The 26,009-nt window shown below is 70.7% G+C and carries 20 protein-coding genes; 8 read left to right on the top strand and 12 right to left on the bottom strand.

All coding sequences use genetic code 11. The features are described from left to right. Positions 1-154: 154 nt before the first annotated feature. The 3 genes from AAG801_RS22705 to fliF all read right to left on the bottom strand — a co-directional run bounded on the left by AAG801_RS22705 (position 155) and on the right by fliF (position 3,662). Positions 155-880, bottom strand: a complete 726-nt coding sequence (locus tag AAG801_RS22705) for a flagellar assembly protein FliH (RefSeq protein ID WP_341890397.1) — start codon at positions 878-880, stop codon at positions 155-157. Further along, complete coding sequence (gene fliG, locus AAG801_RS22700; RefSeq protein WP_341890396.1) at positions 880-1,875, bottom strand: flagellar motor switch protein FliG; 996 nt, start codon at positions 1,873-1,875, stop codon at positions 880-882. The genes AAG801_RS22705 and fliG overlap by 1 nt, the downstream gene beginning before the upstream one ends. A gap of 113 nt (positions 1,876-1,988) precedes the next feature. Then, the gene (gene fliF, locus AAG801_RS22695; protein ID WP_341890395.1) at positions 1,989-3,662 is read right to left on the bottom strand and encodes a flagellar basal-body MS-ring/collar protein FliF; all 1,674 of its coding nucleotides are present in this window, start codon (positions 3,660-3,662) and stop codon (positions 1,989-1,991) included. 170 nt (positions 3,663-3,832) lie between these two features. Here fliF and fliE point away from each other — a divergent pair, with 170 nt between their 5' ends. Beyond that, the gene (gene fliE, locus AAG801_RS22690) at positions 3,833-4,156 is read left to right on the top strand and encodes a flagellar hook-basal body complex protein FliE (protein ID WP_341890394.1); all 324 of its coding nucleotides are present in this window, start codon (positions 3,833-3,835) and stop codon (positions 4,154-4,156) included. Positions 4,157-4,178: 22 nt separating this feature from the next. Here the strand turns inward: fliE and AAG801_RS22685 are convergent, their stop codons facing one another. The 7 genes from AAG801_RS22685 to AAG801_RS22655 form a co-directional block, all read right to left on the bottom strand. Next, positions 4,179-4,445, bottom strand: a complete 267-nt coding sequence (locus AAG801_RS22685) for a hypothetical protein (RefSeq protein WP_341890393.1) — start codon at positions 4,443-4,445, stop codon at positions 4,179-4,181. Positions 4,446-4,575: 130 nt separating this feature from the next. Then, positions 4,576-5,334, bottom strand: coding sequence for a flagellar brake protein (locus AAG801_RS22680; RefSeq protein ID WP_341890392.1), 759 nt, complete (start codon positions 5,332-5,334; stop codon positions 4,576-4,578). A 19-nt stretch (positions 5,335-5,353) separates the two neighbouring features. Then, positions 5,354-5,653, bottom strand: a complete 300-nt coding sequence (locus tag AAG801_RS22675) for a flagellar protein FliT (RefSeq protein ID WP_341890391.1) — start codon at positions 5,651-5,653, stop codon at positions 5,354-5,356. Between the two features lie 38 nt (positions 5,654-5,691). Continuing rightward, entirely contained in the window at positions 5,692-6,123 is a 432-nt protein-coding gene (fliS, locus tag AAG801_RS22670) for a flagellar export chaperone FliS (protein WP_341890390.1), read from the bottom strand. 195 nt (positions 6,124-6,318) lie between these two features. Next, a complete protein-coding gene (fliD, locus tag AAG801_RS22665) occupies positions 6,319-7,686 on the bottom strand; it encodes a flagellar filament capping protein FliD (protein ID WP_341890389.1) in 1,368 nt (455 codons plus the stop codon). Between the two features lie 149 nt (positions 7,687-7,835). Beyond that, a complete protein-coding gene (locus tag AAG801_RS22660) occupies positions 7,836-8,642 on the bottom strand; it encodes a flagellin (RefSeq protein ID WP_341890388.1) in 807 nt (268 codons plus the stop codon). Positions 8,643-8,853: 211 nt separating this feature from the next. Next, a complete protein-coding gene (locus tag AAG801_RS22655; protein ID WP_341890387.1) occupies positions 8,854-9,657 on the bottom strand; it encodes a flagellin in 804 nt (267 codons plus the stop codon). A gap of 420 nt (positions 9,658-10,077) precedes the next feature. On the opposite strand from AAG801_RS22655, the gene AAG801_RS22650 reads away from it, so the two are divergent. From AAG801_RS22650 to AAG801_RS22640, 3 genes are all read left to right on the top strand, one after another. Further along, complete coding sequence (locus AAG801_RS22650; RefSeq protein ID WP_341890386.1) at positions 10,078-11,145, top strand: glycosyltransferase; 1,068 nt, start codon at positions 10,078-10,080, stop codon at positions 11,143-11,145. Between the two features lie 63 nt (positions 11,146-11,208). After that, positions 11,209-13,146, top strand: coding sequence for a hypothetical protein (locus AAG801_RS22645; RefSeq protein WP_341890385.1), 1,938 nt, complete (start codon positions 11,209-11,211; stop codon positions 13,144-13,146). Continuing rightward, positions 13,143-14,750, top strand: coding sequence for a UDP-N-acetylglucosamine-peptide N-acetylglucosaminyltransferase (locus AAG801_RS22640; RefSeq protein WP_341890384.1), 1,608 nt, complete (start codon positions 13,143-13,145; stop codon positions 14,748-14,750). Before AAG801_RS22645 ends, AAG801_RS22640 begins: the two co-directional genes overlap by 4 nt. 27 nt (positions 14,751-14,777) lie before the next feature. On the opposite strand, the gene AAG801_RS22635 is transcribed toward AAG801_RS22640, so the two are convergent. Beyond that, positions 14,778-17,537: a winged helix-turn-helix domain-containing protein gene (locus AAG801_RS22635; protein ID WP_341890383.1), complete on the bottom strand. Its 2,760-nt coding sequence runs from the start codon at positions 17,535-17,537 to the stop codon at positions 14,778-14,780. A gap of 159 nt (positions 17,538-17,696) precedes the next feature. Here AAG801_RS22635 and AAG801_RS22630 point away from each other — a divergent pair, with 159 nt between their 5' ends. Beyond that, positions 17,697-19,418, top strand: a complete 1,722-nt coding sequence (locus AAG801_RS22630; protein WP_341890382.1) for a hypothetical protein — start codon at positions 17,697-17,699, stop codon at positions 19,416-19,418. A 16-nt stretch (positions 19,419-19,434) separates the two neighbouring features. On the opposite strand, the gene AAG801_RS22625 is transcribed toward AAG801_RS22630, so the two are convergent. Continuing rightward, positions 19,435-22,017 (bottom strand): chemotaxis protein CheW, encoded by a 2,583-nt coding sequence (locus AAG801_RS22625; RefSeq protein ID WP_341890381.1) that lies wholly within the window; start codon positions 22,015-22,017, stop codon positions 19,435-19,437. 207 nt (positions 22,018-22,224) lie between these two features. Here AAG801_RS22625 and AAG801_RS22620 point away from each other — a divergent pair, with 207 nt between their 5' ends. Genes AAG801_RS22620 through AAG801_RS22610 form a run of 3 tightly spaced genes read left to right on the top strand, consistent with a single transcriptional unit; the run spans position 22,225 to position 25,995 of the window. After that, positions 22,225-23,763, top strand: coding sequence for a hypothetical protein (locus AAG801_RS22620; RefSeq protein WP_341890380.1), 1,539 nt, complete (start codon positions 22,225-22,227; stop codon positions 23,761-23,763). Between the two features lie 11 nt (positions 23,764-23,774). Continuing rightward, entirely contained in the window at positions 23,775-25,136 is a 1,362-nt protein-coding gene (locus AAG801_RS22615; RefSeq protein WP_341890379.1) for a class I SAM-dependent methyltransferase, read from the top strand. Positions 25,137-25,152: 16 nt separating this feature from the next. Further along, positions 25,153-25,995 carry a class I SAM-dependent methyltransferase gene (locus AAG801_RS22610; RefSeq protein WP_341890378.1) on the top strand — a complete coding sequence of 281 codons (843 nt, stop codon included), beginning with the start codon at positions 25,153-25,155 and terminating at the stop codon, positions 25,993-25,995. The last annotated feature ends 14 nt before the right edge of the window (positions 25,996-26,009 follow it).

Below are 26,009 nucleotides of genomic sequence, written 5' to 3'. Positions count from 1 at the left end.
ATGCCGGTGGCCTCGAGCACCAGCCCGGCCACGCGCACCAGCCGGCCCACCGTCTCCAGCGGCACCGGTTCGGCGGAGAAGTTCTTCAGGTCGCCGAGGAAGCGGTGCCAGTGTTCGGTGGTCGCCAGCGCGTGCGATTCGGCCTGCGTGCTGATCATTCGCCATCCTCCGCCGACCACGGTGCTTCCGAGCCCAGCGCCGCGGCGGCACGGCGCCAGCGGGCCTCGATGCTGGCGTCGACGATGCCGATGTCCGACTCGACGACGCAGCCGCCGCGCGTGACCGCCGCGTCGCCGACCAGGCGCGCGCCGCGGGCGGCAAGGATCTCCTGCGCGCCCTGCGCGACCAGCGGCTGGTCGTCGGGGTGCACGCGCACGGTGACGTGGCGCGCCGACAGCAGCAGCGCCTCGATGGCCTCCTGCGCGACCGCGGCCACCTGCTGCGGGTTGGCGGCCAGCTCGCCGCGCACCACCTGGCGCGCCAGCGACACCGCGGCGTTGGCCAGCGCGGTGGCCATGGCCTGCTGCAGCGCGTCCATCTGGCTGCCGTAGGACTGCACCAGCGCGCCCATCTGCGCGGTGGCCTGCTGCGCGAAGCTCTGCTTGAAGCTGTCCAGCGCGGCCAGGCCGTCGCGGTAGCCGTCGTGATAGCCGCCCTGGCGCGCCGCACGCAGCGACTCGGTCAGCAGTTCCTCCGGGCTCTTCTGCGGCTCGGCAGCGGCCGCCGCGGCGGCTTCCTCCTCGCCCGACAGCGAGCCGGGGTTCCAGGCCGCGAAGCCCGACAGCTCCTCGCGCGGGATGAAGCGCGTGTACATGGCCGCGCTCTTGCCGCCACCGGCGGGCGGTGGCACCTGGCGAATGCGTTCCTTCGGGTGGCTCATCACAGGAACTCGTCGTCACCGCCGCCGCCGAGAACGATCTGGCCTTCGTCGGCCAGGCGGCGCACGATCTTGAGCATTTCCTTCTGCTCGGCCTCGACCTCGGAGACCCGCACCGGGCCGCGCGATTCCAGGTCCTCGCGCAGCGTCTCGGCGGCGCGGGTGGACATGTTCTTGAACACCTTCTCGCGCATCTCCGGCGTGGCGCCCTTGAGCGCGATGACGAGCGACTCGCTCTGCACTTCCTTGAGCAGCGACTGGATGCCCTTGTCGTCGATCTTCTCCAGGTCGTCGAAGGTGAACATGTTGTCCATGATCTTCTGCGCCAGGTCGTTGTCGACCTCGCGGATGTAGTCGAGCACCGCCGTCTCGACGCTCGATCCCATCAGGTTGATCATCTCGGCGGCCGTCTTCACGCCGCCCAGCGAGGCCTTCTTCAGCCGGTCGCCGCCGGCCAGCACCTTGCTCATCACCTCGTTGAGGTCCTTCAGCGCCGAGGGCTGGATGCCGTCGAGCGTGGCGATGCGCACCATCACCTCGTTGCGCTGGCGCTCGGGGAAGGTCTTGAGCACCGAGCCGGCCTGGTCGAAGTCGAGGTGCACGAGGATCGCGGCGACGATCTGCGGGTGCTCGTTGCGCAGCAGTTCGCCCACCGAGCCCGGGTCCATCCACTTCAGGCTCTCGATGCCGGTGACGTCGGCGCCCTGCAGGATGCGGTCGATCAGCAGGTTGGCCTTGTCGTCGCCGAGCGCCTTGCGCAGCACGCTCTTGACGTATTCGTCGGTGTCGGTGACGAGCATGCTCTGCTCGCCGGCGACCGTGCTGAACTTCTCCAGCACGCCTTCCACGCGCTCGCGCGGGACGGTCTTCAGCTTGGCGATGGTCTCGCCCAGGCGCTGCACTTCCTTCGGCGCAAGGTGCTTGAAGACCTCGGCGGCTTCCTCCTCGCCGAGGGACATCAGCAGGATCGCCGCGTCTTCGATGCCTTGATCATCCATGTGTCAGCCCCTCGTCCGACGGGTACGTCGGCCGATCCCCCGAGGGGATGCGGGCCGGCTTGGGAGCGGCCCGGCGCTCGGCCCGCTCGGCTTCGACACGATCCGGCGCGTCATCACGCAGCCTCGCCACTCACCCAGCCGCGCACGATGTTCGCCACCGCCGCCGGGTTCTCCTTGGCCAGCGCACGCGCGGCCTCGAGGTTCTGGTTGGTCTTGGGCGCGGGCAGCGCCGGCGGCGTGCCGTCGGGCAGCACGGTCTCGTCGTCGACCACCGCGCTGAGCTGCGCGCCAGGCGCCGGCGGCGGGGGCGGCGCAAGCGCGGCCTTCATCGCCGGGCGGACGAGCCCGAAGAACACGATCAGGCCGATCAGCGCCAGGCCGGCCGGCACCGCAGCGGCGCGCAGCATGTCGATGATCTCCGGCTGCTTCCACAGCGGGATGTCGACCTTCTCGATCTTCTCGACCTTGAACGGCGCGTTGATCACCTTGACCGAGTCGCCGCGGTCCTGCTTGAAGCCGATGCTCTCGCGCACCAGCGCGGTCAGCTTCTCGATCTCCTCGGCGCTCAGCGGCGTGGTCGTGGTCTTGCCCTTGGCATCGGTCACGCTGCGGTGATTCACCACCACCGCGGCGTTCAGCCGCTTGACGGTGCCAGTGGCGTTGCGCGTCACGCGCACCGTCTTGTCGACCTCGTAGTTGGTCACCGCATCGCGGCGGCTGTTCGAGTTGCCGCCACCGCCTTGCGCGGCCTGCAGCGGCTGTGCGGCACCGGTCACCGGCGCGGTGGCCGGCACCGGTGGCTGGTTGGACGTGGCGCCCGGCACGCCCGACGGCGCGCCGCCCTGCGAGCCGCTCTGTTCGCTGACCTGCTGGCTGCGGATGGCCACGCTGGCCTTGTCGCCCTGGTTGGGCGTGAACTCTTCGGCGGTGGCCTCGCTTTGCGAGAAGTCGAGGTCGGCGGTGACGGTGGCGCGCAGGTTGTCGCGGCCGACCAGCGGCTCGAGCAGCTCGAAGATGCGCTTCTGGTAGCCGGCCTCGACCTGGTTGACGTACTGCAGCTGCTGCGCGTCCAGCCCGGTCTGCGGGCTGTCGCCGTTGGCGGTGAGCAGGGCGCCGGTCTGGTCGAGCACGCTGACCGCCTTCGGGTTCATCTCCGGCACGCTGGACGACACCAGGTGCACGATGCCGGCGATCTGCGAGCGCTCCAGCGTGCGGCCGGGGTACAGCGTCAGCATCACCGAGGCAGTGGGCTTCTGCTGTTCACGGAAGAAGCCGTTCTGGTTGGGCAGCGCCAGATGCACTCGTGCGTTCTGCACCGCGGCCAGCGCGGTGATCGAGCGCGTCAGTTCGCCTTCCAGGCCGCGCTGGAAGGTCAGGCGTTCCTGGAACTGGGTCTGGCCGAAGCGCGCGCCGTCCATCAGCTCGTAGCCGACCACCGAGCCCTTGGGCAGGCCGGCGGCGGCCAGCTTCAGGCGCGCGTCGTGCACCTTGCTCGCGGGCACCAGGATCGCGGCGCCGCCGTCGGCGTGGCGGTAGGGCACGTTCATCTGCGAGAGCTGGGCGATGATCGCGCCGCCGTCCTTGTCGGACAGGTTGGCGTACAGCACCTTGTAGTCGCCCTGGCTGCTCCACGTCGTCATCGCCAGCACCACGGCGACCAGCGCGGCCAGGCCGAGCAGGAACATCATCTTGGTCTTCACGGGCAGGGCGGCCACGCGGGCGCCGAACCCGGCGGGTTCGACCAGGGGCAGGGCGTTGGCTCTTGCGGCGACGACGGCGTTGTCCATGGGCGATCAATTCAGTCCCCAGGCACGAAGGCGCCCGGATCGAAACCGATTGTTCGAGAACTTGAGGACCGCGAATGCGGCGAACAGCCCGGGCAATCGCGGCCAGTTCGCCCCACCGTCACCCGGGGCAGCCAATAGCATCACGACATCTCCCATGGTGAGGGAATGCCATGAACGTCACGCTCAAACCCTTCGATTTCGCCCAGGCCGCCGCCCGCGCCGGCCTGGCCACCAATGGCCAGCCGCTGAAGGCCGGCCGCGCCGTCGAGGGCGGCGGTTTCCAGCAGGCGCTGACGCAGGCGCTGGGCTCGGTCAGCTCGAGCCAGAACGAGGCCTCGAGGCTGCAGCGCGAGGTGCAGATGGGCAACCCCGGCGTGAGCCTGGAAGAGACCATGGTTGCGATGCAGAAGGCGCAGGTCGGCTTCCAGGCGACGCTGACGGTGCGCAACCGGCTGGTCTCGGCCTACAGCGAGATCATGAACATGCAAGTCTGAGCGCCGGGCGGCGGACGCCCGCTCAGGCCTGCTTGTCGAGCTTCTCGCCGAGCAGGGGCACCGTGCCGTAGGGCGACGGCTGCTTCGAGGCCGGCTCCAGCTCGCGGGCGAGCCGGCTCAGCCACGGGAAGCGTGGCGGAATCGGCTGCTGCGTGGCCTCGTCGAGCTGGACGAGCGAACCCGTCTCGCCCTTGGCCTGGCCGGGCTGCGAAGTCTGCTGGTCGGAAGGTCGGCCCGGCGTCGCCGGCAGCACGACACGTCCGACGCCTGTGACGTTGTTGACGCTCATGGTGCGCTCCTTGTCGGGGCGAAATATCGCTATGACAGGAAGATCGGCACGCCAAAGCCGGACTTGAGGGTGGATTCCCCCAGGCTGTAACGGTGTGTGAGAAATGCCCGCTGCGGCGGCGCCGCGCAGGCTAGTCCAGCGACATCAGCCGGCGCCGTTTCTGCGTCTGGTCGATGAAGCGCTGCAGCGTGCGCTCGCCGTCGGCGCCGAGCTGCACGAACTCGCAGCCCATGCGCGCGCCCTTGGCCTCCGGGTTGAGCACGGTGGCGTGCTGCAGCCGCAGGTTGGCGACGATGCGGGTGTCGGCGTCGAGGTCGAGCTGCACCTGGTGCATCACCATGCCCGGCTGGATGGGCGGCACGTCCTCGGGCAGGAACAGCGCGCAGCCGCCGATGCTGACGTCGATCACGCGCAGCGCGAGCTGCATCTCGGCGATCGCCGGGTGGCGCACGCGCGCCACCGGCGAGCTGCGCAGCAGCGGCCGCACGCGGAAGGCGTTGCGGCGCTGGAAACGGAACAGTTCGCGCGGCATGCGCGCGCTGATGGCGCTGCCGCCGACGCCGCGCACCAGCACCAGGCCCTGCACGTCGAACTGCACCTTGATGCTGTCGAGGTAGCCCACGGCCACCGCCTCGTCGCACTCGATCAGGCGCTGCGTCACCGGGGCGCCGGCGTCGGCGCTGAAGCTGAGCTGGCTGCGCGCCGGGTCGAGCGACCACAGCGTGGTGGAGAGCATCGCGCCGTTGCTGCCGTTGAGGTTCAGCAGCACGTTGCCGTCCTGGAACTGCTTGAGCATCGCGGCGATCTCGCGCGGGGCGGTGATGCGGAATTCGTCGAGCCCGCCATGTTGGGCGGACAGCGATTCCAGCGGCATCGGCAAGGTTTCCATGTCGCTGCGGAGAAGGGGGTCAGTGCAGGGTTTTGGTGCGGCCGGCCAGCAGCTCGTCGAGCTGCTCCAGCCAGGGTTCGGCGAGGTGGCGGATCTCGGCGTCGTTGACCAGGATGCGCTGCATGATGCGCGACTTGAGCTGCGCCTCCTCGCTGGGCAGCGGCTGCTTGGAGGCGGCATGCTTGAGCTGCGAGATCAGCAGCGCGCAGGCGCCTTCGAGCTTGACCACCTGGTCCCAGTTGCCGATGCGCGCGGCTTCCAGCATGTCCTGGCTGGCCTGTTCGATGGCCTCGTAGTAGTTGAGCAGGGGCGACGTCATGGCGGGCGTTCCGGTGCGGTTCATCGGGGCTCTGCCGCTCACTGCGCGCGGGCCGTCACGCGCGGGCCGATCTCGGCCCAGGCGGCCCGTACCGGCTCGATCAGGCGCGAGCACTCGTCGAGCGCGGCCTCGTCGTTGTGCAGGTTCGCATACGTCAGGCGCACGCCGATGTAGGCATACAGCGCGTCCAGGTCGGCGGCGATCTTGCCGCCGTCCTTCAGGTTCAGGCCGGCCTTCAGGCCTTCCTCGACGATGCGTGCGGCGTGCCCGATCGCGCGGCCCTTGGCCTCGATCTGGCGCGCCAGCAGCGCGCCGCGGGCGCGTGCCACGGCGTCCTGGAAGCCGTCGAACAGCATCTCGATCAGCTTGTGCGGCGTCGCGTTGGCGGTGGCCGTTTCCAGGCCGATCTGCTGGTAGGCGTTGGCCAGCGAGTGCATGGCGCGCGGCGGGGCGAAGGTGGCAGCGAACATTGCGAGGGCCCTGTGAGCTGGTGAAGTTGCCTTGAATATCGGCCCGCGCGGTTGCGACTTGAGACACTGTCGCCGAGGGAAGAAGGCCTTGGAACCAGCCTTCTCGGGGGATCAGCTCAGTGGCGCCCGGCCGCTCCGAAGCCACTGATGGCCCCCTCGGGGGGCAGCGAACGAAGTGAGCTTGGGGGCTTCATCTCAGGACTTGTTCCACTGCGCGACCTGCTCGGTCACGTAGCTGCTCAGGCCGTTGAGCGTGCCGAGCTTGGCGTCGAGCATGCTGTACTGCTTCTCCAGCCGCTTCTGCGTCGCCGCCAGGCGCTCTTCCATGCGGTCCTGCTGCTTCTGGTTGCGCTTGAGCTTGTCGTTGAGGCCGTCGGTGCGCGAGGTCAGCGAGCCGTCGATGCCGAGGATGTTGCTGGCCACCACGCGGAAACGCTTGCCGAAGCCGTCCAGGCTCGGGTCGGTGAGGCTGGAGTTGGAGAACAGCGCCTTCAGCTCGCTCAGGTTGGCGATCGCCTTGTCGAGCTTGGTGCTGTTGACCGTCAGGCTGCCGTCCTGCTGCATCTCGAAGCCGGCGTCGGACAAGCGCGCGAAGGCGGTCGAGGCACCGCTGCTCGCGCCGATCATCGAGCGCAACTGTGTCTGCAGGCCGACGATGGCGCTGTCGCCCTGCAGCGCGCCGGCCTTCTTGGTCGTCGCGTCGTACTTGGTGTCGGTGGCGATCAGCTTGGCCAGCTCGCTGTAGGCGCTGGCGAACTCGGTCAGCGTCTTCTTCAGCGCCGCGGTGTCCGGCGCCACGGTCACGGTGACCGGGGCGGCGGTCTCGGCGTTGAGCGTCAGCGTCACGCCGTCGAGCACGTCGGTCAGCGTGTTGCTGGCCGAGGTGATCGGCAGGTTGTTGATGGTGGCGACGGCGTCCGCGGCCTGTTCCGCGCGCGTGGCGCCGCCGGTCTGCGTGCCGGCGTCGAAGGTCAGGCCGTCCAGGCCGGTGCCGGTCACCGTGGTGGTGAAGGCGTTGGCGGCGCCGGTCGCGTCGGAGCGCATCATCAGCCGCGCACCGCTGCCGTCGTTGAGGATGCTGGCGGTCACGCCGGCGCCGGCCGCGTTGATCTTGTCGCGGATCGCGGCCAGCGTGTCGGTGGCTTCGATGGTGACGTCGAACGGGTCGCCGCCGCTGCGCTGGATGGTCAACGTGCCCGCGCCCAGCGTGGCCGTGCTCGAGGCCACCGCCGGCGCGGCGATCGCCTGCGCCGTGGCCAGCGAGGTCACGTTGACGCTGTACTGCGCCGGGCTGGCGCTGCTGCTGGTGGTGATGCCGATCGCGCTGTTCGACGCCGTGCCGGTGCTGGTCCGCCAGAAGTCGGTGGAGGCGAGCTTGGCCGCCAGGTCGCGGAACTTGGACAGCGCGCTCTTGATCTTGCCGACCTCGGAAATCTGCGACTGGATCTTGCTCTCGGCGGTCTCCAGCTGATCGAGCGGCTTGCGCTCCAGCGCCATCAGCGAAGTGATGATCGAGCTGACGTCGAGTCCGCTGCCGATGCCCGGTGAGCTGATGCTGGCCATGAGACTGCCCCTTGCAGAAGGTGAAAAGGCGCCGGCGCGAGACCATCAGGGTCCGCTCGGCGCCTGGAACGAACCCGTGGCTCCGCCCCTGGGCGGATACCGGGTTGTCGGCCGCGTCGCCCGGAACTTGAGCGACGACGTCTCCGTCTTCAGCCTTGCAGCAGTTGCAGCACCTGCTGCGGCAGCTGGTTGGCCTGCGCCACCATCGCGGTGCCGGCCTGCTGCAGGATCTGCGAGCGCGACAGGTTGGCGGTTTCCGCCGCGAAGTCGGCGTCCATGATGCGGCCGCGCGCGGCGCTCTGGTTCTCGCCGGTGATCTGCAGGTTGCTGATCGCGAACTCGAAGCGGCTCATCGCGGCACCGTAGGTGGCGCGGCTGGTGGTGATCAGGTCGAGCTGGGCGTCGATCGCCGAGACCGCGGTCGAGGCGGTGCCGGAGGTCAGGATGTCGCCGGTCACCGTCGTCACCGTCGAGGTGGTGATCGTCATCGTGTCGCCGTTGTTGGCGCCGACCTGGAAGGTCTGCGCGCCGGCGCCCGAGCCGACGATGGCCGTGCCGTTGAACTTGGTCTGCTGCGAGATGCGGGTGATTTCCGACGACAGCTGCTGGAATTCGGTGTCGAGGTTGGCGCGGTCGCTGGTGCCGTTGGAGCCGTTCTGCGCCTGGATGGCCAGTTCGCGCATGCGCTGCAGCACGTCGGTGACGGTGGCCAGCGCGCCTTCAGCGGTCTGCGCCAGCGAGATGCCATCGTTGGCATTGCGGATCGCGACGTTGATGCCGCGGATCTGCGCGTTCATCCGGTCGGCGATCGCCAGGCCGGCGGCGTCGTCCTTGGCAGAGTTGACACGCAGGCCCGAGGACAGGCGCTGCATCGAGGTGGCCAGGGAGGTCTGCGAGGTGTTCAGGTTCCGTTGCGCGTTCAGCGACGAAACGTTCGTATTGATGGTTTGCGGCATGAATGCACTCCTGAAGGATCCGATTGCTGCCGGATCACTGACCGGCGACTTCAGGCCCCTCTCGCGAAGTGCGGCCTGTCAGACGAATTCTTCGGCAGCCGCGAGAGGGCCGGTCCGATGAATAGCGGCGGATTGGCAGTGCAGTTCGATGCCGTGGCCGCAACGAAAAAGCCGCCCCGGAGGGCGGCTTTCCCGTGCGACGCCTTGTTGCTCAGCGCAGCAGCGACAGCACGTTCTGCGGCAGCTGGTTCGCCTGGGCGACCATCGCCGAGCCGGCCTGCTGCAGGATCTGGGCGCGCGACAGGTTCGCCGTTTCCGAGGCGAAGTCGGCGTCCATGATGCGGCCGCGGGCAGCTTGCTGGTTCTCGCCGGTGATCTGCAGGTTGCTGATCGCGAACTCGAAGCGGCTCATCGCGGCACCGTAGGTGGCGCGGCTGGTGGTGACCGTGTTGAGCGCGGTGTCCAGCGCGTCGACGGCGGTCGAGGCGTTGGCAGCCGTGGTCAGGTCGCCGGCGACGGTGGTCACCTGCGAGGTCGTGATCGTCAGCGTGTCGCCGTTGTTGGCGCCCACCTGGAAGGTGTTCGCACCGGCGCCCGAGCCGACGATGGCCGTGCCGTTGAACTTGGTCTGGCTGGCGATGCGGGTGATTTCCGACGACAGCTGCTGGTATTCCGTGTTCAGGTTGGCGCGGTCGCTGGTGCCGTTCGAGCCGTTCTGGGCCTGCACCGCCAGTTCACGCATGCGCTGCAGCACGTCGGTCACGGTGGACAGCGCGCCTTCAGCGGTCTGCGCCAGCGAGATGCCGTCGTTGGCGTTGCGGATCGCGACGTTGATGCCCTTGATCTGGGCATTCATGCGGTCGGCGATCGCCAGGCCGGCGGCGTCGTCCTTGGCCGAGTTGACGCGCAGGCCCGAGGACAGGCGCTGCAGCGAGGTGGCCAGCGAGGTTTGCGAAGTGCCGGCGTTGCGCTGTGCGTTGAGCGACGACACGTTGGTGTTGATGGTCATGGGCATGATGAAGACTCCTGTCAGTTGATAACACTCCCGGCCTAGCCGCCGGCGTTAACTCAGGTCTTCGCGGAGCACGCTCCTTGTCGACCCTTGCCTGTACCCGTGCACGTGACGGTTGAGTCCCGTCCACCGGCACCGCCCGCGCTAGTCGTCCGTGTGTCTTGCAGTGCAACTCGCTGCTCAACCCTTGGCCGGCTAACCGGACACGGCCCTGTTTCCAGAACCGATGCGAGGGTTATCGGAGCGGGTTTGGCGGAACTTGAGGGTCTGTGTGCATCCCGACCTGGGCTCGTCGGCATTCGTCAAGCGGTCGATCGTGCAAACAGCACGGTGTTCCACCCCCATCTGCCCCGGACCGCAACATCCGGTTGCGCTTTCGGGGCCTGCGGCGTGCCGGGCACGCTGCGCCACAATGAATGCGCCATGTCTCATGCGCTCGCGCTGGTGATGATCGTCCGCAACGAAGCACGCTGCCTGGCGCGCTGCCTGGCGAGCGCGCGGCCGTGGGTCGATGAGATGCTGGTGCTCGACACCGGCAGCACCGATGCCACGCGCGAGATCGCCGCGCAAGGCGGCGCCCGAGTCTTATCGGCAGCATGGCCCGATGACTTCAGCGCGGCGCGCAACTTTGCGCTCTCGCACACCGCCGCGCCGTGGCGGCTGGTGCTCGATGCCGACGAGTGGATCGACGGCGGCGGCGAGTGCCTCGCGGCGCTGCGCACACGCCCCCCCGACTTCATCGGCCTGGTCACCGTGGCCAGCGAGGTCGCGGGCGAGGGCGGCGTGACGCAGCAGGCGCCGAGCTGGCTGCCGCGCGTGCTGCCGGCCGGCGTGCACTATGAAGGGCGCATCCACGAGCAACCGGCCGGCGCCTGGCCGCGCGAGCGGCTGCCGCTGGTGATCGGCCACGACGGCTACCTCGCGGCGGCGCAGCAGGCCAAGGCCGGCCGCAACGAGCGGCTGCTGCGCCTGGCGCTGGTCGAGCAGCCGGGCGATGCCTATCTTCTCTACCAGCTCGGCAAGGACCTCGAGGTGCGCGCGCGCTTCGCCGACGCGCTGCCGCTCTACCGGCAGGCGCATCGCGAAGGCGAGCCGGCCGCTGCGTGGCGGCACGACCTGCTGGTGCGGCTGATCTTCACGCTGAAGAAGGAACGCCGTTTCGCCGAGGCGATAGCGCTTGCCAGCGACGAGATGGCGAACTGGGGCGACTCGCCGGACTTCTTCTTCACGCTCGGCGACCTGCTGCTCGACTGGGCGCTGGCCGAGCCGGCACGCGCGGCCGAGCTGCTGCCGCAGATCGAGGCGAGCTGGCAACGTGCGGTGGCCATCGGCGAGCGGCCGGATCTGCCCGACAGCGTGCGCGGGCGCGGCAGCTACCTGGCGGCGCACAACCTGGCGGCGTTCCACCAGAGCCTGGGGCAAGCGGATCAGGCGGCGCTGTGGCGCGAGCGCGCGGCGTCGTGGCGCGCGCAGGCCAACGCGCCGAAATAGCCAGGGCCAACCTGCCTTTTCCGGCGCTGAAGGCAGCGGGGGGCCGGATACCCTCCCGGCACCATGGCCCTCGATCTGCCCCAGCCCTCGGCGCCCGCAGCCGGCTCGCCCGCGCAGCAGCGCGCCTTCCGCCACTGGCATGCCGCGCAGGCGAGCGCGCGTGTCGAGCACTGGGCGCAGGCCGCGCAGGGTTTCGAGCAGGCCTTCGCCAGCCACGACGAGCCGGCCTACGGCCTGCACGCCACGCACGCGCTGATCAAGGCCGGCCGCTCCGACCTGGCGACGCAGCGCGCGCAGACGCTTCGCCATCGCCGCCCGACGCTGACGCTGGCCTACACGCTGGAGTCGCACGCGCTGATGGAGCGCGGCCAGCACGAGGCCGCGGTCGCCTGCCTGCTCGCGCTGCCGGCCGAGGCGCCGCGCGACGCTGCTTACTGGGTCTCGCTCGGCGCCGCGCTGCAGCGCTGCCGGCGCCACGACGACGCGATCGTCGCCTACATGCAGTCGCTGGCGCTGAAGATGGACGACCCGACGGTGCACTTCCGCCTCGGCATGGCCTTCAAGGACAAGGGCATGAAGGCCGAGGCCGCCGAATGCGTGCGCACCGCGCTGCTGCTCGGGCTGGACAGCAGCGAGCCGGCGGCGCGCGCGCAGCTCGTTTTCCTCGAGCGCGAGGCCTGCCGCTGGGCCAGCGCCGCGCCGGAGTTGGCGAAGCTGCGTGAGACCGTGCAGGCCGCGCCGGCCGACCGCGCGGCCGAGACCATGCCCTTCCCGCACGCAGTGTTCGTCGACGACCCGCTCGAGCAGCTCAAGGTCGCCCGGCTGTACGCGCAGCACGTGGCCGGCCGGATCAACCCGCTGCCACTGCGTTCGGCGCGTGCCCACGAAGGCCGCTTGCGCATCGGCTACCTGTCGGCCGACTTCCACCAGCACGCCACCAGCCAGCTGATGGTGCAGATGCTCGAGGCGCACGACCGTGCCCGCTTCGAGGTCACGCTGTACTCGGCCGGGCCCGACGACGGCAGTGCGATGCGCACACGCCTGCGCGCCGCCGGTGAACACTTCGAGGACCTGCGCGGCCTGACCCACGCCGCGATGGCGCAGCGCATCCGCGACCAGGCCATCGACATCCTCATCGACGTGAAGGGCGCCACCCACGGCACGCTGATGCCGGTGACGGCGCAGCGCGCCGCGCCGCTGCAGGTCAGCTGGCTGGGCTTCCCGGGCACCACCGGTGCGAGCTATGTCGACTACTTCATCGGCGACCCGGTGACGACGCCGATCGAGCATGCTGCGCACTTCAGCGAGAAGCTGGCGCAGATGCCGGTGTGCTACCAGCCGAACGATTCGAAGCGTGCGCTGCCCGCACCCTCGCGCCGCGCCGACTGGGGCGCGCCCGAGGGCGTGCCGCTGCTGTGCGCCTTCCACCAGTCCTACAAGATTTCCGCGGAGGTGTTCGACAGCTGGTGCCGCATCCTGCACGCCGTGCCCGACGCGGTGCTGTGGCTGATGCGCTGGAACACCAATGTGCAGGCCGTGCTGGAGGCGGCGGCGCGCGAGCGCGGCATCGACCCGTCGCGGCTGTGCTTCGCACCGATGCTGCCGCTGGAGCAGCACCTGTCGCGGCTGGCCTGCGCCGACCTCTACCTCGATGCCTGGCCGTGCAACGCCCACACGACCGCCGGCGAGGCGCTGTGGGCCGGCGTGCCGGTGGTGACGCTGATCGGCGCGACCTTCGCGCAGCGTGTGGCGCCCAGCCTTCTGAACGCTGTCGGATTGCAGGAACTGGTCCATCAGTCTGTCGATGCCTACGAGCGGCAGGTCGTCGCGCTGGCCGCCGATGTGCCACGCCGCGCTGCGCTGCGCGAGCACCTGCACGGCCAGCGTGGCAGTGCGTTGTTCGACGGCCAGCGCTTTGCGCGCGATATCGAATCGCTCTACGGGCGCATGTGGGCGCGCGCCGTCGCCGGCCAGCGCCCCGATCATCTGCCGGCAGCATGACGGCGCTCGCCGCGACCCGCCCGCCGGCGACCGACGCGCGCGCGCTGACGCAGCGCGGCGTCGAGCTGCAGGGGCAGGGCCGCCACCAGGACGCGGTGAACTGCTTCATGCAGTCGCTGGCGCTGAAGATCGACGACGCCTTCACCCACTACCGGCTGGGCATCTCGTTCCGCGACTGCGGCATGAAGCTGGAGGCGGCGGAGTGCATCCGCACAGCGATCGCGCTCGGCTTCGACGATGCGCTGTTCGCCCGCGGCCTGCTCGTCTACCTGGAGCGCGAGGGCTGCCGCTGGGCGAGTGCCGACGCCGAGTGGCGCGCGCTCGAGACCGCGCTCGCGGCCCGGCCCGAAGGCGCCGCGCTGCAGGTCAACCCCTTCGTGCACGCCGTGCTGAGCGACGATCCGATGCTCATCAAGCGGGTCGCGGCGCACTACGCACGCTTCATCCAGAGCTTCGTCACGCCGCTGCCGCCGCGCCGCGCCCAGGCCCACGCCGGCCCGCTGCGCATCGCCTACCTCAGCGCCGACTTCCAGCAGCACGCCACCGCGCAACTGATGGTGCAGATGCTGGAGGCGCACGACCGCTCAAGGGTCGAGGTGACGCTGGTCAGCGCCGGTGCCGGCGACGGCAGCGCGATGCGCCGGCGGCTGCAGGGCGCCTGCCACTGCTTCGAGGACGTGCACGGCGCGAGCCACGATGCGATGGCGCGGCGCATCCGCGAGCTCGGCATCGACATCCTCGTCGACGTCAAGGGCGCGACCGACGGCACGCTGCTGCCGGTGCTCGCCGCGCGGCCGGCGCCGATGCAGCTCAACTGGCTGGCCTTTCCCGGCACCAGCGGCGCGGACTTCATCGACTACGTGATCGGCGATGCGGTGGTCACGCCGCTGGCGCACGAGGCGCGCTACACCGAGAAGATCGCGCAACTGCCCGGCTGCTACCAGCCCAACGATGCACGCCGGGCACGGCCGGCGCCGGCGCGCCGCGCCGATGCCGGCCTGCCCGAGGGCGCCACGGTGCTGTGTGCCTTCCACCAGTCCTACAAGATCTCGGCCGCCGTGTTCGATCGCTGGTGCGAGATGCTGCAGCGCCTGCCCGACGCCGTGCTGTGGCTGCTCGAGTGGAACGCCAACGTGCGCGAGTCGCTGATCGCCGCCGCGGCGGCGCGCGGCATCGGCACGGAGCGCTTGCGCTTCGCGCCGCTGCTGCCGCTGGACGAGCACCTCGCACGGCTGGCCTGCGCCGATGTCTTCCTCGACGCCTGGCCGTGCAATGCGCACACCACGGCCGGCGAGGCGTTGTGGATGGGCGTGCCGGTGGTCACGGTGATCGGCGAGACCTTCGCGCAGCGCGTGGCGTCCAGCCTGCTGAATCAGGTCGGGCTGGATGAACTGGTCTGCCGTGATGCGCACGCCTATGTCGAGGCAGTGGTCGGCCTGGCCGGCGACGCGCCTCGGCGCACCGCACTGCGCGAGCACCTGCTCCGACAGCGCGACGGCCGCCTGTTCGACGGCGAGCGTTTCGCACGCGACATCGAGGCCCTCTACGAACGGCTGTGGCAGCGAGCCTGCGCCGGAGCGCCTCCGGCGCACCTTCCTGCCTGAGCATTGGCGCCGCGGCCCACTAACCGCTCACCGCCCAGTGCCACGCTCCGCCCGCGCCAGCAGCCCGCGCTGGCGATCGATCGCCCAGCGGTAGGAGCTTGCGCGCTCCATTCCCGAGATCGCTTCGCGCAGCAGGGGGATGGCCTCGCTGCGTCGGCCCAGCGCCAGCAAGGCGCGGGCGCGCGCGGCCTGGATCTGCCACTGGAAATCCTGCGGCCCCCAGCTCGCCGCAGCGAGCTGTTCGGCGCCGACCGTGTCGAGCAGGGCCAGCGCCTGCGCGGCGCGGCCGAGCTGGATCATCGCCTTGGCGCGGCCGAAGTCGATGCCGGCCACCAGCGCCTCGGCGTTGCGGTCCGCCGCGGTGAGGTGGCGCAGCGCGTCGAACTGGCGCATCGCTTCGGCCGCCTCGCCGCGGTCGAGCTCGACAGCCGCCAGGTTGGCCCGCGCGTTCAGCGTGTAGAAGTGCTGTTCGCCGAGCGCGGTGGCGAAGGCCTCCGCGGCCGCGCGGGCGGTCTGCGCGGCCTTGTCGAGGTCGCCACGGGCGATGTGGATGTCGGTGAGCTCGAAGTTCGCGCCGCCGGCATACATCTCGTTCGGGCCGAAGGCGCGGGTCATCGCGTCGCGCACGCCGGTCAGGATGGCCTCGGCCTCGTCGAGCTTGCCCGCGTTGATGGCCTCGCGCCCGGCACGCAGGCGGGCCCGGGCCAGCAGCGCCTCACCCACGCCCGCATCGCTGAACGGTGCCTGCTTCAGCTCGGCGAAGACCGCCTCGGCGCTGGCCTTGTCGCCCAGGCGCAGTTGGACCTCGCCGAGGCGCTGGCGCGCCTCGAAGCGCATGCCGATGTCGTCGGGCCCGGCCAGCGCATCGCTGAGCGCGACGAGCCGCTGCGCTGCCGTGAGCGCCTCCTGCGGCCGCTGCGCATCCATCAGCACGTCGACGCGGGCGCGGGCGGCGCGGCGCGCGAGTTCGGTGCGCCCGGCCAGGCGCACGCTGCCCGCCGCGTGCTCGGCGGCCTGGAGCCGCTCCAGCGCCTGCGCCGAGCGGAACAGGCCGACCGAGGTCTGCGCGAGGCCGAAGCGGACCGCGAGCGCCTCGTCGTCATCGGCGGGCGCGGTGCCCTCGAGCAGCTCGAGTGCGCGTGCAAACTCCCGCTCGGCCTGCGCCAGGTACTGCAGCCGCAGCAGGATGTCACCGAGCTGCCTGCGCACGGCGGCCTCGGTGCGCGGCTGACCGGCGAAGCGGGCGCCGGCGCGCTCCGAGGCGCGCTGCAGGATGTCGAACATCGACACCGTCTTCTGCGTGCTCGCGCGCAGCACGTCGGCCGACTGCAGCACGTCCTTGTTGAGGAACTCGGTGACGGCCTCGGCACGGGCGGACTCGGCCTGGGCGCGCTGCCGCGCGTCAGTGGCCCGGACCTGCAGCCACAGGCTGGTCATCAGGCCGAGGGCCAGGCTGGCCACGATCGCGATCACCCAGGGCCGGCGCGCCCGGCTGCGCTGCAGCAGATCGGCGGCGCGCGCGGCGTCGGCCGCGTCGCTTGCGGCGCGCTCGCGCTCGGCGCGGCGCGCTTCGAGTGCGGCCAGGCGATGCGCGAGTTCGGCCGCGCTCTGCAGGCGCGCCTCGGGGCGGCCTTCAGTGGCGGCGGTGAGGTCTTCGACCAGCAGCGCATCGTCGATGTCGCGCTGCCAGCCGGTGCTCATCGGCCGGCGAAAGTCGCCCACGAGCAGCTGGTAGAGCATCAGGCCGAGCGCGTAGACATCGCTGGCCAGCGTCGGCGCGTGGCCGGCGAGCAGCTCCGGGGCCAGGTACAAGGGCGTGCCGGCGGCGTCCGGGCCGTTCGAGACGGTCAGGCCGAGCGCCGTCACGCCGAGCGAGCGCAAGCGCTCGGGCTGGAGCAGGCGGCTGGCGCCGAAGTCGACCAGGCGGATCTGCGCCCCGGCCGGGCCGTCGCAGACGAGCACGTTGGCGGGCTTCAGGTCCCTGTGCAGCACGGCGACCCCGTGCGCCGCGGCGACCGCGTTGGCGATCTGCACGAACAGCGCGATGCGCTCGGCGCGGGTCGATCGGGCCAGCCGGCCCTCCTGCGCCGCCCAGGTCGGCAGGTCGGTGCCGGCGTAGGCGGCTTCGAGCCAGAACGGCGCGTGCTCGAAGTTGGCGCCGAGCGGCGGTACGAAGTCCGCGCGCGCGCCCAGCGCGCGGTGCAACATGCGGCCCACCGTGTACTCGCGCTTGAGCGTCGCCAGGCTTTCGCCATCGGCGGCGAACTTGTAGACGCGCTGCTCGTCGGGCCTCTCGCCGCGGGCCAGCCAGACGGGGCCGGCGCTGTGGCCGCCGAGGCAGCGCACGAGTTGCATGCCGCTGCGGCCGGGCACCGGTTGTCCGCTTTGCAGGCCCAGTGGCTGGGCCATGCGTCGGCCGACCGCGATGCGCTCGACCGGGCCGGCAAAGCGGTAGCCCACCCGCGGCACGCTCTCGATCCGCTCCGCCGCCTCCGCGCCCAGCGCCTTGCGCAGGCGGTTGACGGCGCTCGTCAGGACATGGTCGCCGGTCGGCTCCGGCCAGAGCCGGTCGAGCAGCTCGTTGCGCGTGACCGCCTCGCCGGGGCGCCGCAACAACTCGGCCAGAACCCGCAGCGGCATCGGCTCGACTGCGACCTCGAGCTCCGCCACGCGCAACGTCAGCGCAAGCTCGTCGAACTCGGCGCCGGCGAAGCGGTAGCAGAAGCTGGCACCCTCGTCGTCGCCCCGGCTGCTCCCGCTGCCGGACGGCCGGTCGTCGTTGCTCATGGCGGCCATCTTGCCAAAGCAGCCTTGTGCGCGCCGGCCGGGGCTTCAGGTTAGGGGGCTGAGGCCGGTGCCGCAGGAGCCGTGAGGTTTCCGTGAGGACGATGTCGGCTCGCGTCGGCACGCTGCAGCGTTCCTCGACTGCACAGAAGGATGCCCGCAATGAATGCTTCGCTTGGTTTGGAGTCTGGCCCGCACTTCGCCCGCAGGGCGGCTGCTGCCCTCACGCTCGCGCTCGGGCTCGGACTGGCTGCCTGTGGCGGCGGCGGTGGCGGCAGCTCGAACCCGCCGGCGCCCACCGACCTGGTGGTGAACGGAACCGCCGCCACCGGTGCAGCGCTGGCCGGCGCTGCGGTGGAACTCGAGTGCGCCAGCGGCAATGGCGCAGCCACCACGGCGGCCGACGGCAGCTTCAGCGCCACCATCGCCGGCGGCGTGCTGCCTTGCGTGGCGCGGGTGACGAGCGGCAATGTGACGCTGCACGGCCTGGCCTATGGCTCCGGCGCCAGCGTGCGCGCCAACATCACGCCGGCCACCGAGCTGGTCCTCGCGCGGCTGCTGCTCGGCTCGCCGGCGGGCTTCTTCGCCGCCTTCGATGCCGCGCGCATCACCACGGCGGCCGCTGACGCTGCGCAGGCGGCGGTGAAGAGCTACCTGACCGACGCCGGCGTCGACTTCGCCGCGATCGGCGATCTGGTCTCGGGCCCGCTCGTGGCGAGCACCGCCGGCAGCGCCGGGGATGCCCATGACCAGGCGCTGGAGGCGCTTGCTGCGGCGCTCGGAAGCAGCGGCAACACGCTCGCCGGGCTGACCACCGCCATGATCGAAGCCGGGACCGGCACCGTGGCCACCTTGCCCGCGAGTGCAGTGCTGCGCCCGGCCGCGCCGACCTGCGCCGCGTTTCGCAGCGGCGATTTCCGCATCCTTGCGCCGGCCGGCGGCAGCAGCCTGGCCAACCAGGTCAGCCAGCTGAGCTTCGACGCCGCGACCCTCACCGGCGATCGAAGCGACGCCGGCGCGACGAGCTTTGCCGCCAACGGCAACTGTCGCTTCACCGAGACCGGGGCGGGCTTCAGCGCCGACGTGGTGGTCTCGCGCGCCGGCATTCTGTTCGGTCGCCGCACGCTGAACGGCGTGGCGCGGCACTTCATCGGCCTGCCGATCCAGGCGCATTCATTGGCTGAACTGGCAGGCACCTGGAATGTGCTCGGCATGAACCCGGCCGGCGCTGCCTTCGTCGCCGCCGCAGGCACGACCACGCTGAACGACCAAGGGCGCTTCACCGGTGGCACCAACTGCCAGGACAACACCACCTGGGCGCTCGACGTCTGCGTGACCGTGCCGGACAACCTGATCGCCGCGATTCCCACCTGGACCTCCGGTCCGGACGAGGGCTTCGCTACCTACGAGAACGGCGCGCCCGCGAATCGGCTGTTCGCCTACCGTGCCGGCAGCGGCGACCTGATGCTGGTGGCGATCAACTTCGAGGGCGGCTTCGGCTTCTATGCGATCGACAAGTCCGTGCCGCTTCCGGCGGTCGGCACCCGTGCCAGCAACTGGAACCTGGACAGCAACTCGCAATGGCTGCCGCTGGGCGCGAGCCTGAGCGAGACGACGAACACGGTGACTGCGAACGACACCGCGGCCGGCAGCTGGACGCGGCTGCAGCGCAGCATCGGCAGCGCCGCCGAGTACTCGACCACGCTGTTCGCGAACAAGCCGCGCCGCGGCTACGTGTTTCGTGCCGCGGCGACGGTGACCGCGTCGAACGGCGCGACGCTGCAGCTCAACGAGTTCACCTTCCAGCGCATGCATGGCATGGGGTTCTCGCCGGTGGTGCTTCCGGGGCCGAAGACCTTCGAGCTGTCGATCGGCCAGCCATAAGGCCGCGCGCAGCGGATCAGGCCGCGCGCAACAGCCCGGTCAGGGCCTCGCTGGACAGCAGCGTGAGCAGGGCGCGGTCGGGTGCGCCGCTGGCGGGAGCGACGACGGTGTCGATCAGCGCGGCGCCGCCGGGCGAGCGCAGCCAGCGGCCCTCGGCCAGGCGCACCAGCTGATCGTCGCTCACCTCGGGGTTGTCGCCCAGCGCGTCCACCAGCAGGCCGAAGTGGCGGCCCGCGCCCTGTGCGGAACGCAGCACCACGATCTGGCGCGACTGCGGCGGCGCCGGATCGACGCGCTCGCCCAGCAGCCGGTCGAGTTCGAGCACGGCGATCGGTGCGTCGCGGAACATCACGCTGCCGCGCACATGGCCCGCGCGGCCCGGCAGTGGCAGCAGTCGGCTGGTGGCGATCGCGCCGACCACATCGCGGCCGACCAGTGCATGCCATTGCTCACCGATGCGCAAGGTGGCCAGGTCGATGCGCCGACCGGCGGCCGACGGCTGGCGTGAAGGCGGCGCCGCGGCGACGCCGGCCTCGTTGGCAGCGGTCTCGCCCAGCGCCTCGAACACCAGCGCCGTGACCTGTTCGCGGTAGCGGTCGTCCGGCCCCTTGAACTCGCGGTAGCCGGTGGCGGCCGCGCAGCCGACCAGGAACTGCTGCCCGTTCACCGGGGCGCTGCGGGCGCCGCCGCGCAGTGCGCCGCCGGCGTCGATCAGGCTGCCCACTGCCGGCTGATCGTGGCTGCTGGCGATCACCCGCCCGGCTGCATCGACGAAGACGCCGAACGCATCCGCAAGCGGTTCGCCCTGCGCATCGCGCGGCAGCGTGTCGTGCAGCATCGAGCGCAGCTGCGGCTCGCTGTCGAACACGATGGCGATGCCGCCGACCACCTGCCGTGGTTCGGCGAGGCCGCGCACGGCGGCGCTGAAGACGTAGGTCGGGCGGCCGCCGTACAGCTCGCTCGGCGCGAAGTCCGAGACGCAGTAGTCCTGCGTGGTGGACAGCGACAGCGTGCGTGCCACCCACTCCTGGCCCAGCGTCGCGCCGGGCTGCGCGGCCTCGTCGCGGCGCGACACCGCGACGATGCGCCCGCTGCGATCGAACAGCAGCAGGTTGGCGTAGACGGTGTACAGGCCGTGGATCGCCCCGAGCAGACGCTCCAGCGTCGACGGATCGATCTCGCCGGGCGACTCCAGCGCGGTGCGGAACGCGGTGGTCAGCGCCCACCAGCGGCAGTCGTTGGCACGTTCGTAGAGGCTGCGGTCCAGGATGTCGGCGGCCAGTGCGGCGCGCGACTGCGTGCCCTGCAGGGCCGCGGCACCGACGCTGTCGCTCATCTGGGCCAGCGCCTGCGTGAAGCTGTCGCGTGTCCGTGTGCCGGTGCGGCCGATCTCGCGCAGCAGCGAACGCGAGAAGGCGTTGTTCTCGCCGCTGCCGATGGTGCCGTCGCCGGCGACCAGCGCCAGGTTGCCGTTCCACACCGCGCGGGCCAGGTCGGCCTCGATGCGGTGGGCCGCGCCGGCGATCTCGCGCAGCGCATCCGGGTGCAGGCGGCGGCTGTGGCGCAGCAGCGCCAGGGTGTCGGCGTCGGCGCCGGCATCGCCGGTGTCTTCGCCGTCCGCGAAGGCATGCTCCAGCGGCGTCATCGCATGGCCGCGCCAGCCGGGCCCGGCGTAGCCCTGGAAGGCGTGCGCGTCGCAGCTGACGGCCAGCCAGTGGCGGCCGGCGAAGCGCAGCACATGGGCCTGGCCGTCGTCGGGTGCCGCGACGTGCGCGCCCAGCGGCACCTGGAACGGATCGCTGCTGGCGATCACCGCGCCGCCGGCGTCGAGCAAGGCGACCACGCTCCAGTCGTTCTCGCCGACGAACTTGCGGAAGATGCGCCGGCATTCGTCCTCGAAGCGGAAGCACAGGCACAGCACAGCCACCGGCGTGCGCCCGTCGTCGCCGACGATCCGCGCCGCGTAGACCAGGGATCGCGGGCTGGCCGGGCGCAGGTCGAAGGCACGGTAAGCCTCGACATAGGGCTGCGTGGTGTGCAGCGTCTCGTCGAGCAGCGTGCGGTCCTGCGTGCGCGGCACGCCGGCCGACTCGTCCAGCCGCGCCAGCACCTCGCCGCCGGGCGAGAGCAGGATGATGTCGTCGTAGACGGAGTACTTGAGCTGGTATTCGCGCAGCCGCTCGCGCAGCGCCGGAGCCAGCGTCTCGCGCCCGGCGGCGTCGGCCTGCGCGTAGCGGCGCAGGTCCTCGTCGGTGGCCAGGAAGCCGATGTCGGCGGTGCGCTCGAACAGGTTGCGCACCAGGATGTCGATCGTCACCTGGGCCTTGGCCAGTTGTTCCAGCGCAGCCTTGTGGTGTTCCTGCCGGCCGAGCTGGTTGACCAGGCGCGAGGTCAGCGCGGCGAACGCGGCCCGGATGCTGCCGATCTCCACGCCAGTGCCCGACAGCTCGCCGAGCAGCGACAGCGAGTCCCACACGCCCTGCAGCGACTGCAGCGACTCGCGGGTGGCATCGACCGCCGGCATGTGGCGCACGAGGGGCACGAGCTCGGCGTCGATCTCGACACCACGGTACGACTTCTTGTTGGGATTCGTTCTCATGGGCAGCGATCGGACTCGCGGCGGACAGGCGACCCTGCTCCTATCGACCGGTGAGCCCGGAAATTGAGCCCGGCGACGCGCCCGGCCTCGAAATGGGGCGCTTTGCCGGCGCACTTCCACGCTTTCGCCACAGGCTCGGCGCCTAACCTTGCCGGCAGCGGCCACCACGCGGGTGGTTCGCGTCCGTACCACGAAAGGCAGCCGCGCATGAGCTCCACCGCCGACATCCACCTGAGCATCTGCCAGCCCCTGGGCTCGCCCCACTGGCTCGGCCTGCTCGACCAGGCGCGCTACTACCGCTGGATGCTGCGCCGCCTCGGCGCCAACGTCACGATCGCGAAGAACCGGTTGCGCCACGGCGCCATCAACTTCATCTTCGGCGCGCACGACGGCTTCAAGCCGGCCGCGGCTGAGCGCCATGCCTGCGTATTCGTCAACCTCGAGCAGCTCGGCGCGGGCGGCCGGCAGCTGCACCCCAGCTTCCTCGAGCTGCTGCGCCGCTCGGCGGTGATCGACTACGACGCCGGCAACGTGAGCGCCTATGCCGCCGACCCGGCCGACGTGCCGGTCGCGCCCATCCTCTACGCGCCCTACCTGCAGCCGGAGAACCCGGTTCCGCTGGAGGACCGGCCGATCGACCTGCTGTTCATCGGCAGCATGAACGAGCGCCGCAAGGCCTGGATCGATCGCATCGAGGCCTGCGGCGTGAACGTCGCGATGTTCGACAGCGCGCTGTACGGCGCCGAGCGCGATGCGTACATCCTGCAGTCCAAGGCGGTCATCAACGCGCACTACTACGAGAGCTGCCGCTTCGAGCAGGCGCGTGTGTCGCACTGCCTGTCGCTGGGCACGCCGGTGATCTCCGAGCGCACGCCGCTGACGAATCCGCACGAGGCCTTCGAGGACAGCGTGCTGTGGCTGCAGGGCGAGGAGCTGGAACAGTTCTTCAGCGAGGACTTCGGCACGCCGGCCTTCTACGAGGCGGCGCGCGCCGGGCTGGAACGCTTCCGCACGGTCGACCCGATCGAGGTCTATGCCGACGTGCTCGGCTTCGCGCAGGGCTACGCCGGCGAGATCGCCAAACGGCTCGACACCGGCCCGTGGCGGCCGACGCTGGTCAACCTCGGCTCCGGCAAGGACTACCACGCCGGTTGGCTGAACCTGGACATCGTCGAACGCGCCCAGCCCGACCTGATGCTCGACCTGGCACAGCCGCTGAACCTGCCGCTGCAGGCGCACACGCCCACCCAGGGCGCGCTGCTGCTCGAAGAAGCCAGCGTCGAGCTGATCAACGCCAACAACGTGCTCGAGCATGTGCCCGACCTGGTCTCGCTGATGGGCAACTGCCTGAAGCTGCTGAAGACCGGCGGCGAGTTCCGCATCGAGGTGCCCTACGAGCATGCGCGCTCGGCCTGGCAGGACCCGACCCACGTGCGTGCGCTCAACGAGAACAGCTGGACCTACTACACCGACTGGTTCTGGTACCTCGGCTGGTACGAGCACCGCTTCGAGATCACCACCAGCACCTACCTGGACGAGCGTGTGCAGCCCTGCGAGCAGGACAAGGCCGCCTTCATGCGCATGACGCTGCGCAAGATCGAGACCACGCCAGCCGAGCGCATGCACGCGCAGGCGATGCAGGCCGAGGTGCGGCTGCCCGACGATCCGTTCGAACTGGCCGTCGCGCCGAGCAACGTGCACGCCCTGCAGCCGCTGCGCAGCGAGGCGCTGGCGGTCAACGGCTGAGGAATCCGGCGATGAGCAACTACTACGACGGGCTCAACATCAAGCTGCTGCAGGCGATTCCCGCCGACGCGAAGCGTGTGCTCGAACTCGGCTGCGCCAACGGCCGCCTCGGCCAGCGCTTCAAGGAACTGCACCCCGGCGTCACCTGGTGGGGCGTGGAGATGTCGGCCGAGGCGGCCACCACCGCCGCGCAGCACCTCGACCGTGTCGTGCAGTTCGACCTCGACCGTGCCGACCTGGCGCAGCTCGAGGGCGGCTTCGACACCATCGTCATCGGCGACCTGCTCGAGCATGTGCGCGATCCGGCCCGCCTGCTCGAGTCGCTCTACGACCTGGCCACGGCGGACGCGCAGATCGTTTGCTGCCTGCCCAACATGACGCACCTGTCGGTGATCGAGCGCATGGTCGCCGGCGACATCAGCTACGACAGCATGGGCCTGCTCGACCAGACCCATGTGCGCTTCTACTCGCCCGCGTCGGCGTTCAAGACCTTCCTCGACGCCGGCTGGCTGCCGAGCATGCCCGACCAGTACCGCGTCGAGCCGCCGCAGACCCACTTCGCCGCCAAGATCGTCGAGGCGGCCGAGCTGCTCGGCGTGCCGATGGAGACCGCGCTGCGCACCTTCGGCTGCTACCAGATGATCATCGTCTGCCGCAAGTGGGACATGCAGGCGCTGCGCGGCAGCGGCCCGGCGGCGCCGATCAGCGTCATCGTGCCGGTCAACCGCGTCTGGCAGTACGAGCTGAACATCGCACGCTCGCCGGGGCTGAAGGAGATCGGCGCCGAGATCGTTACCGTGCAGGGCGCGAGCAGCGCGGCCGCCGCCTACACCTTCGGCACGCAGAAGGCGCGCCATGCCTGGCACCTGATCGCGCACCAGGACGTCTACTTCCCGGTCGGCAGCGGCCTGGCGCTGGCACGCCAGCTCGGCGCGCTGGAGGCGGCCGGCCGCACCCGCGGTCCGGTCGGCTTCGCCGGCCTGGCGGCCTCGGGCAACGGCGGCGGCTCGGTGCGCCACGCCGGCATGGTGATCGACCGCACGACGCTGTTCAGCCACCGCGGCAGCGACGCCGCGCTGTCGATCGACGAGTTCGCCGTGGCGCTGCACCGCGACGCGGCGGTCAGCATCGACAGCGAGCTCGGCTGGCACCTGTGGGCGACCGACCTGTGCCTGCAGGCGATGGCCGGCGGCAACCCGCGCGACGCCGCGACCATCCTCGAGACGCCGCTGTTCCACAACTCGACCACCGCCTGGTCGCTGCCCGAGGCCTTCAACGCCAGCGCGCAGAAGCTGCTCGACAAGTACCCGCAGCTCGCACGCATCCCGACGCTGTGCGGCGAACTGCAGCGCAAGACCGCCGCGCTGGCCTGATCACCGGAGCCCGACGATGAACCCGAACGCTGGCCTCGATGCCGTCAAGTCCTTCAAGTCCGCCGCCTGGACCTCGACCGAGCGTGCGCAGATCTACGACCGCACGACCAGTTCGACCAGCGACCTGACCCACTTCGTCACCAGCGAGTACATCGGCCTGCTGACGCAGCGCATCGCGCCGAAGAGCGCCGTGCTCGACCTCGGCTGCGGCACCGGCGTGCTGACCAAGGCGCTGGCCGCGCTCGGCCACGACGTGACCGGCGTGGACATCAGCCAGGCGATGCTCGACAAGATCGACACCAGCGGCGGGCGCATCACGCTGCGCCAGGGCGACGTCTACGCGCTGCCCTTCGCCGACGCCAGCTTCGACGGCGTGATCACGCGCTGGGTCATCCCGCATTTCCGCGACTGGCCAACCATCGTCCGCGAGGCCGCGCGTGTGCTGCGCCCCGGCGGTACGATGGTGATCGACCACACCAGCCGCGCCAACTACGCGCTGGCCGCGCGCGAGGGTGCACTCGACCATTCGACCTTCGGCTACGACCCGCGCGTGCAGGGCGGCGACAAGACGGTGTTCTACGCTGCCGCCAGCGTCGACGAGCTTCAGCTCGCCGCCGACAGCGCCGGGCTGGACCTGATCGACGTGGCGCCGCTGGGCTTCTTCCGCCAGAACGCGGTGATCGCCGCGGTGCTCGGCGGCGAGGGTTTCCAGACCTACCGCAAGGCTGTCGACGCCTTCTACCAGGACCCGGGCGCACGCGCCTTCATCCAGTGGTTCGAGCAGAACATCACCCGCGCGCTGCCGCTGGACATGGTCAACGGCATGGGCGTGGTGCTGCGCAAGCGCGCGGCGGGCTGAGCGACGAGATCGCG

It is taken from the genome of Variovorax sp. YR752, from assembly GCF_943372545.1.
The sequence above is the reverse complement of the archived record's forward strand: the minus strand, read 5'-3'. Positions and strand labels throughout refer to the sequence as shown.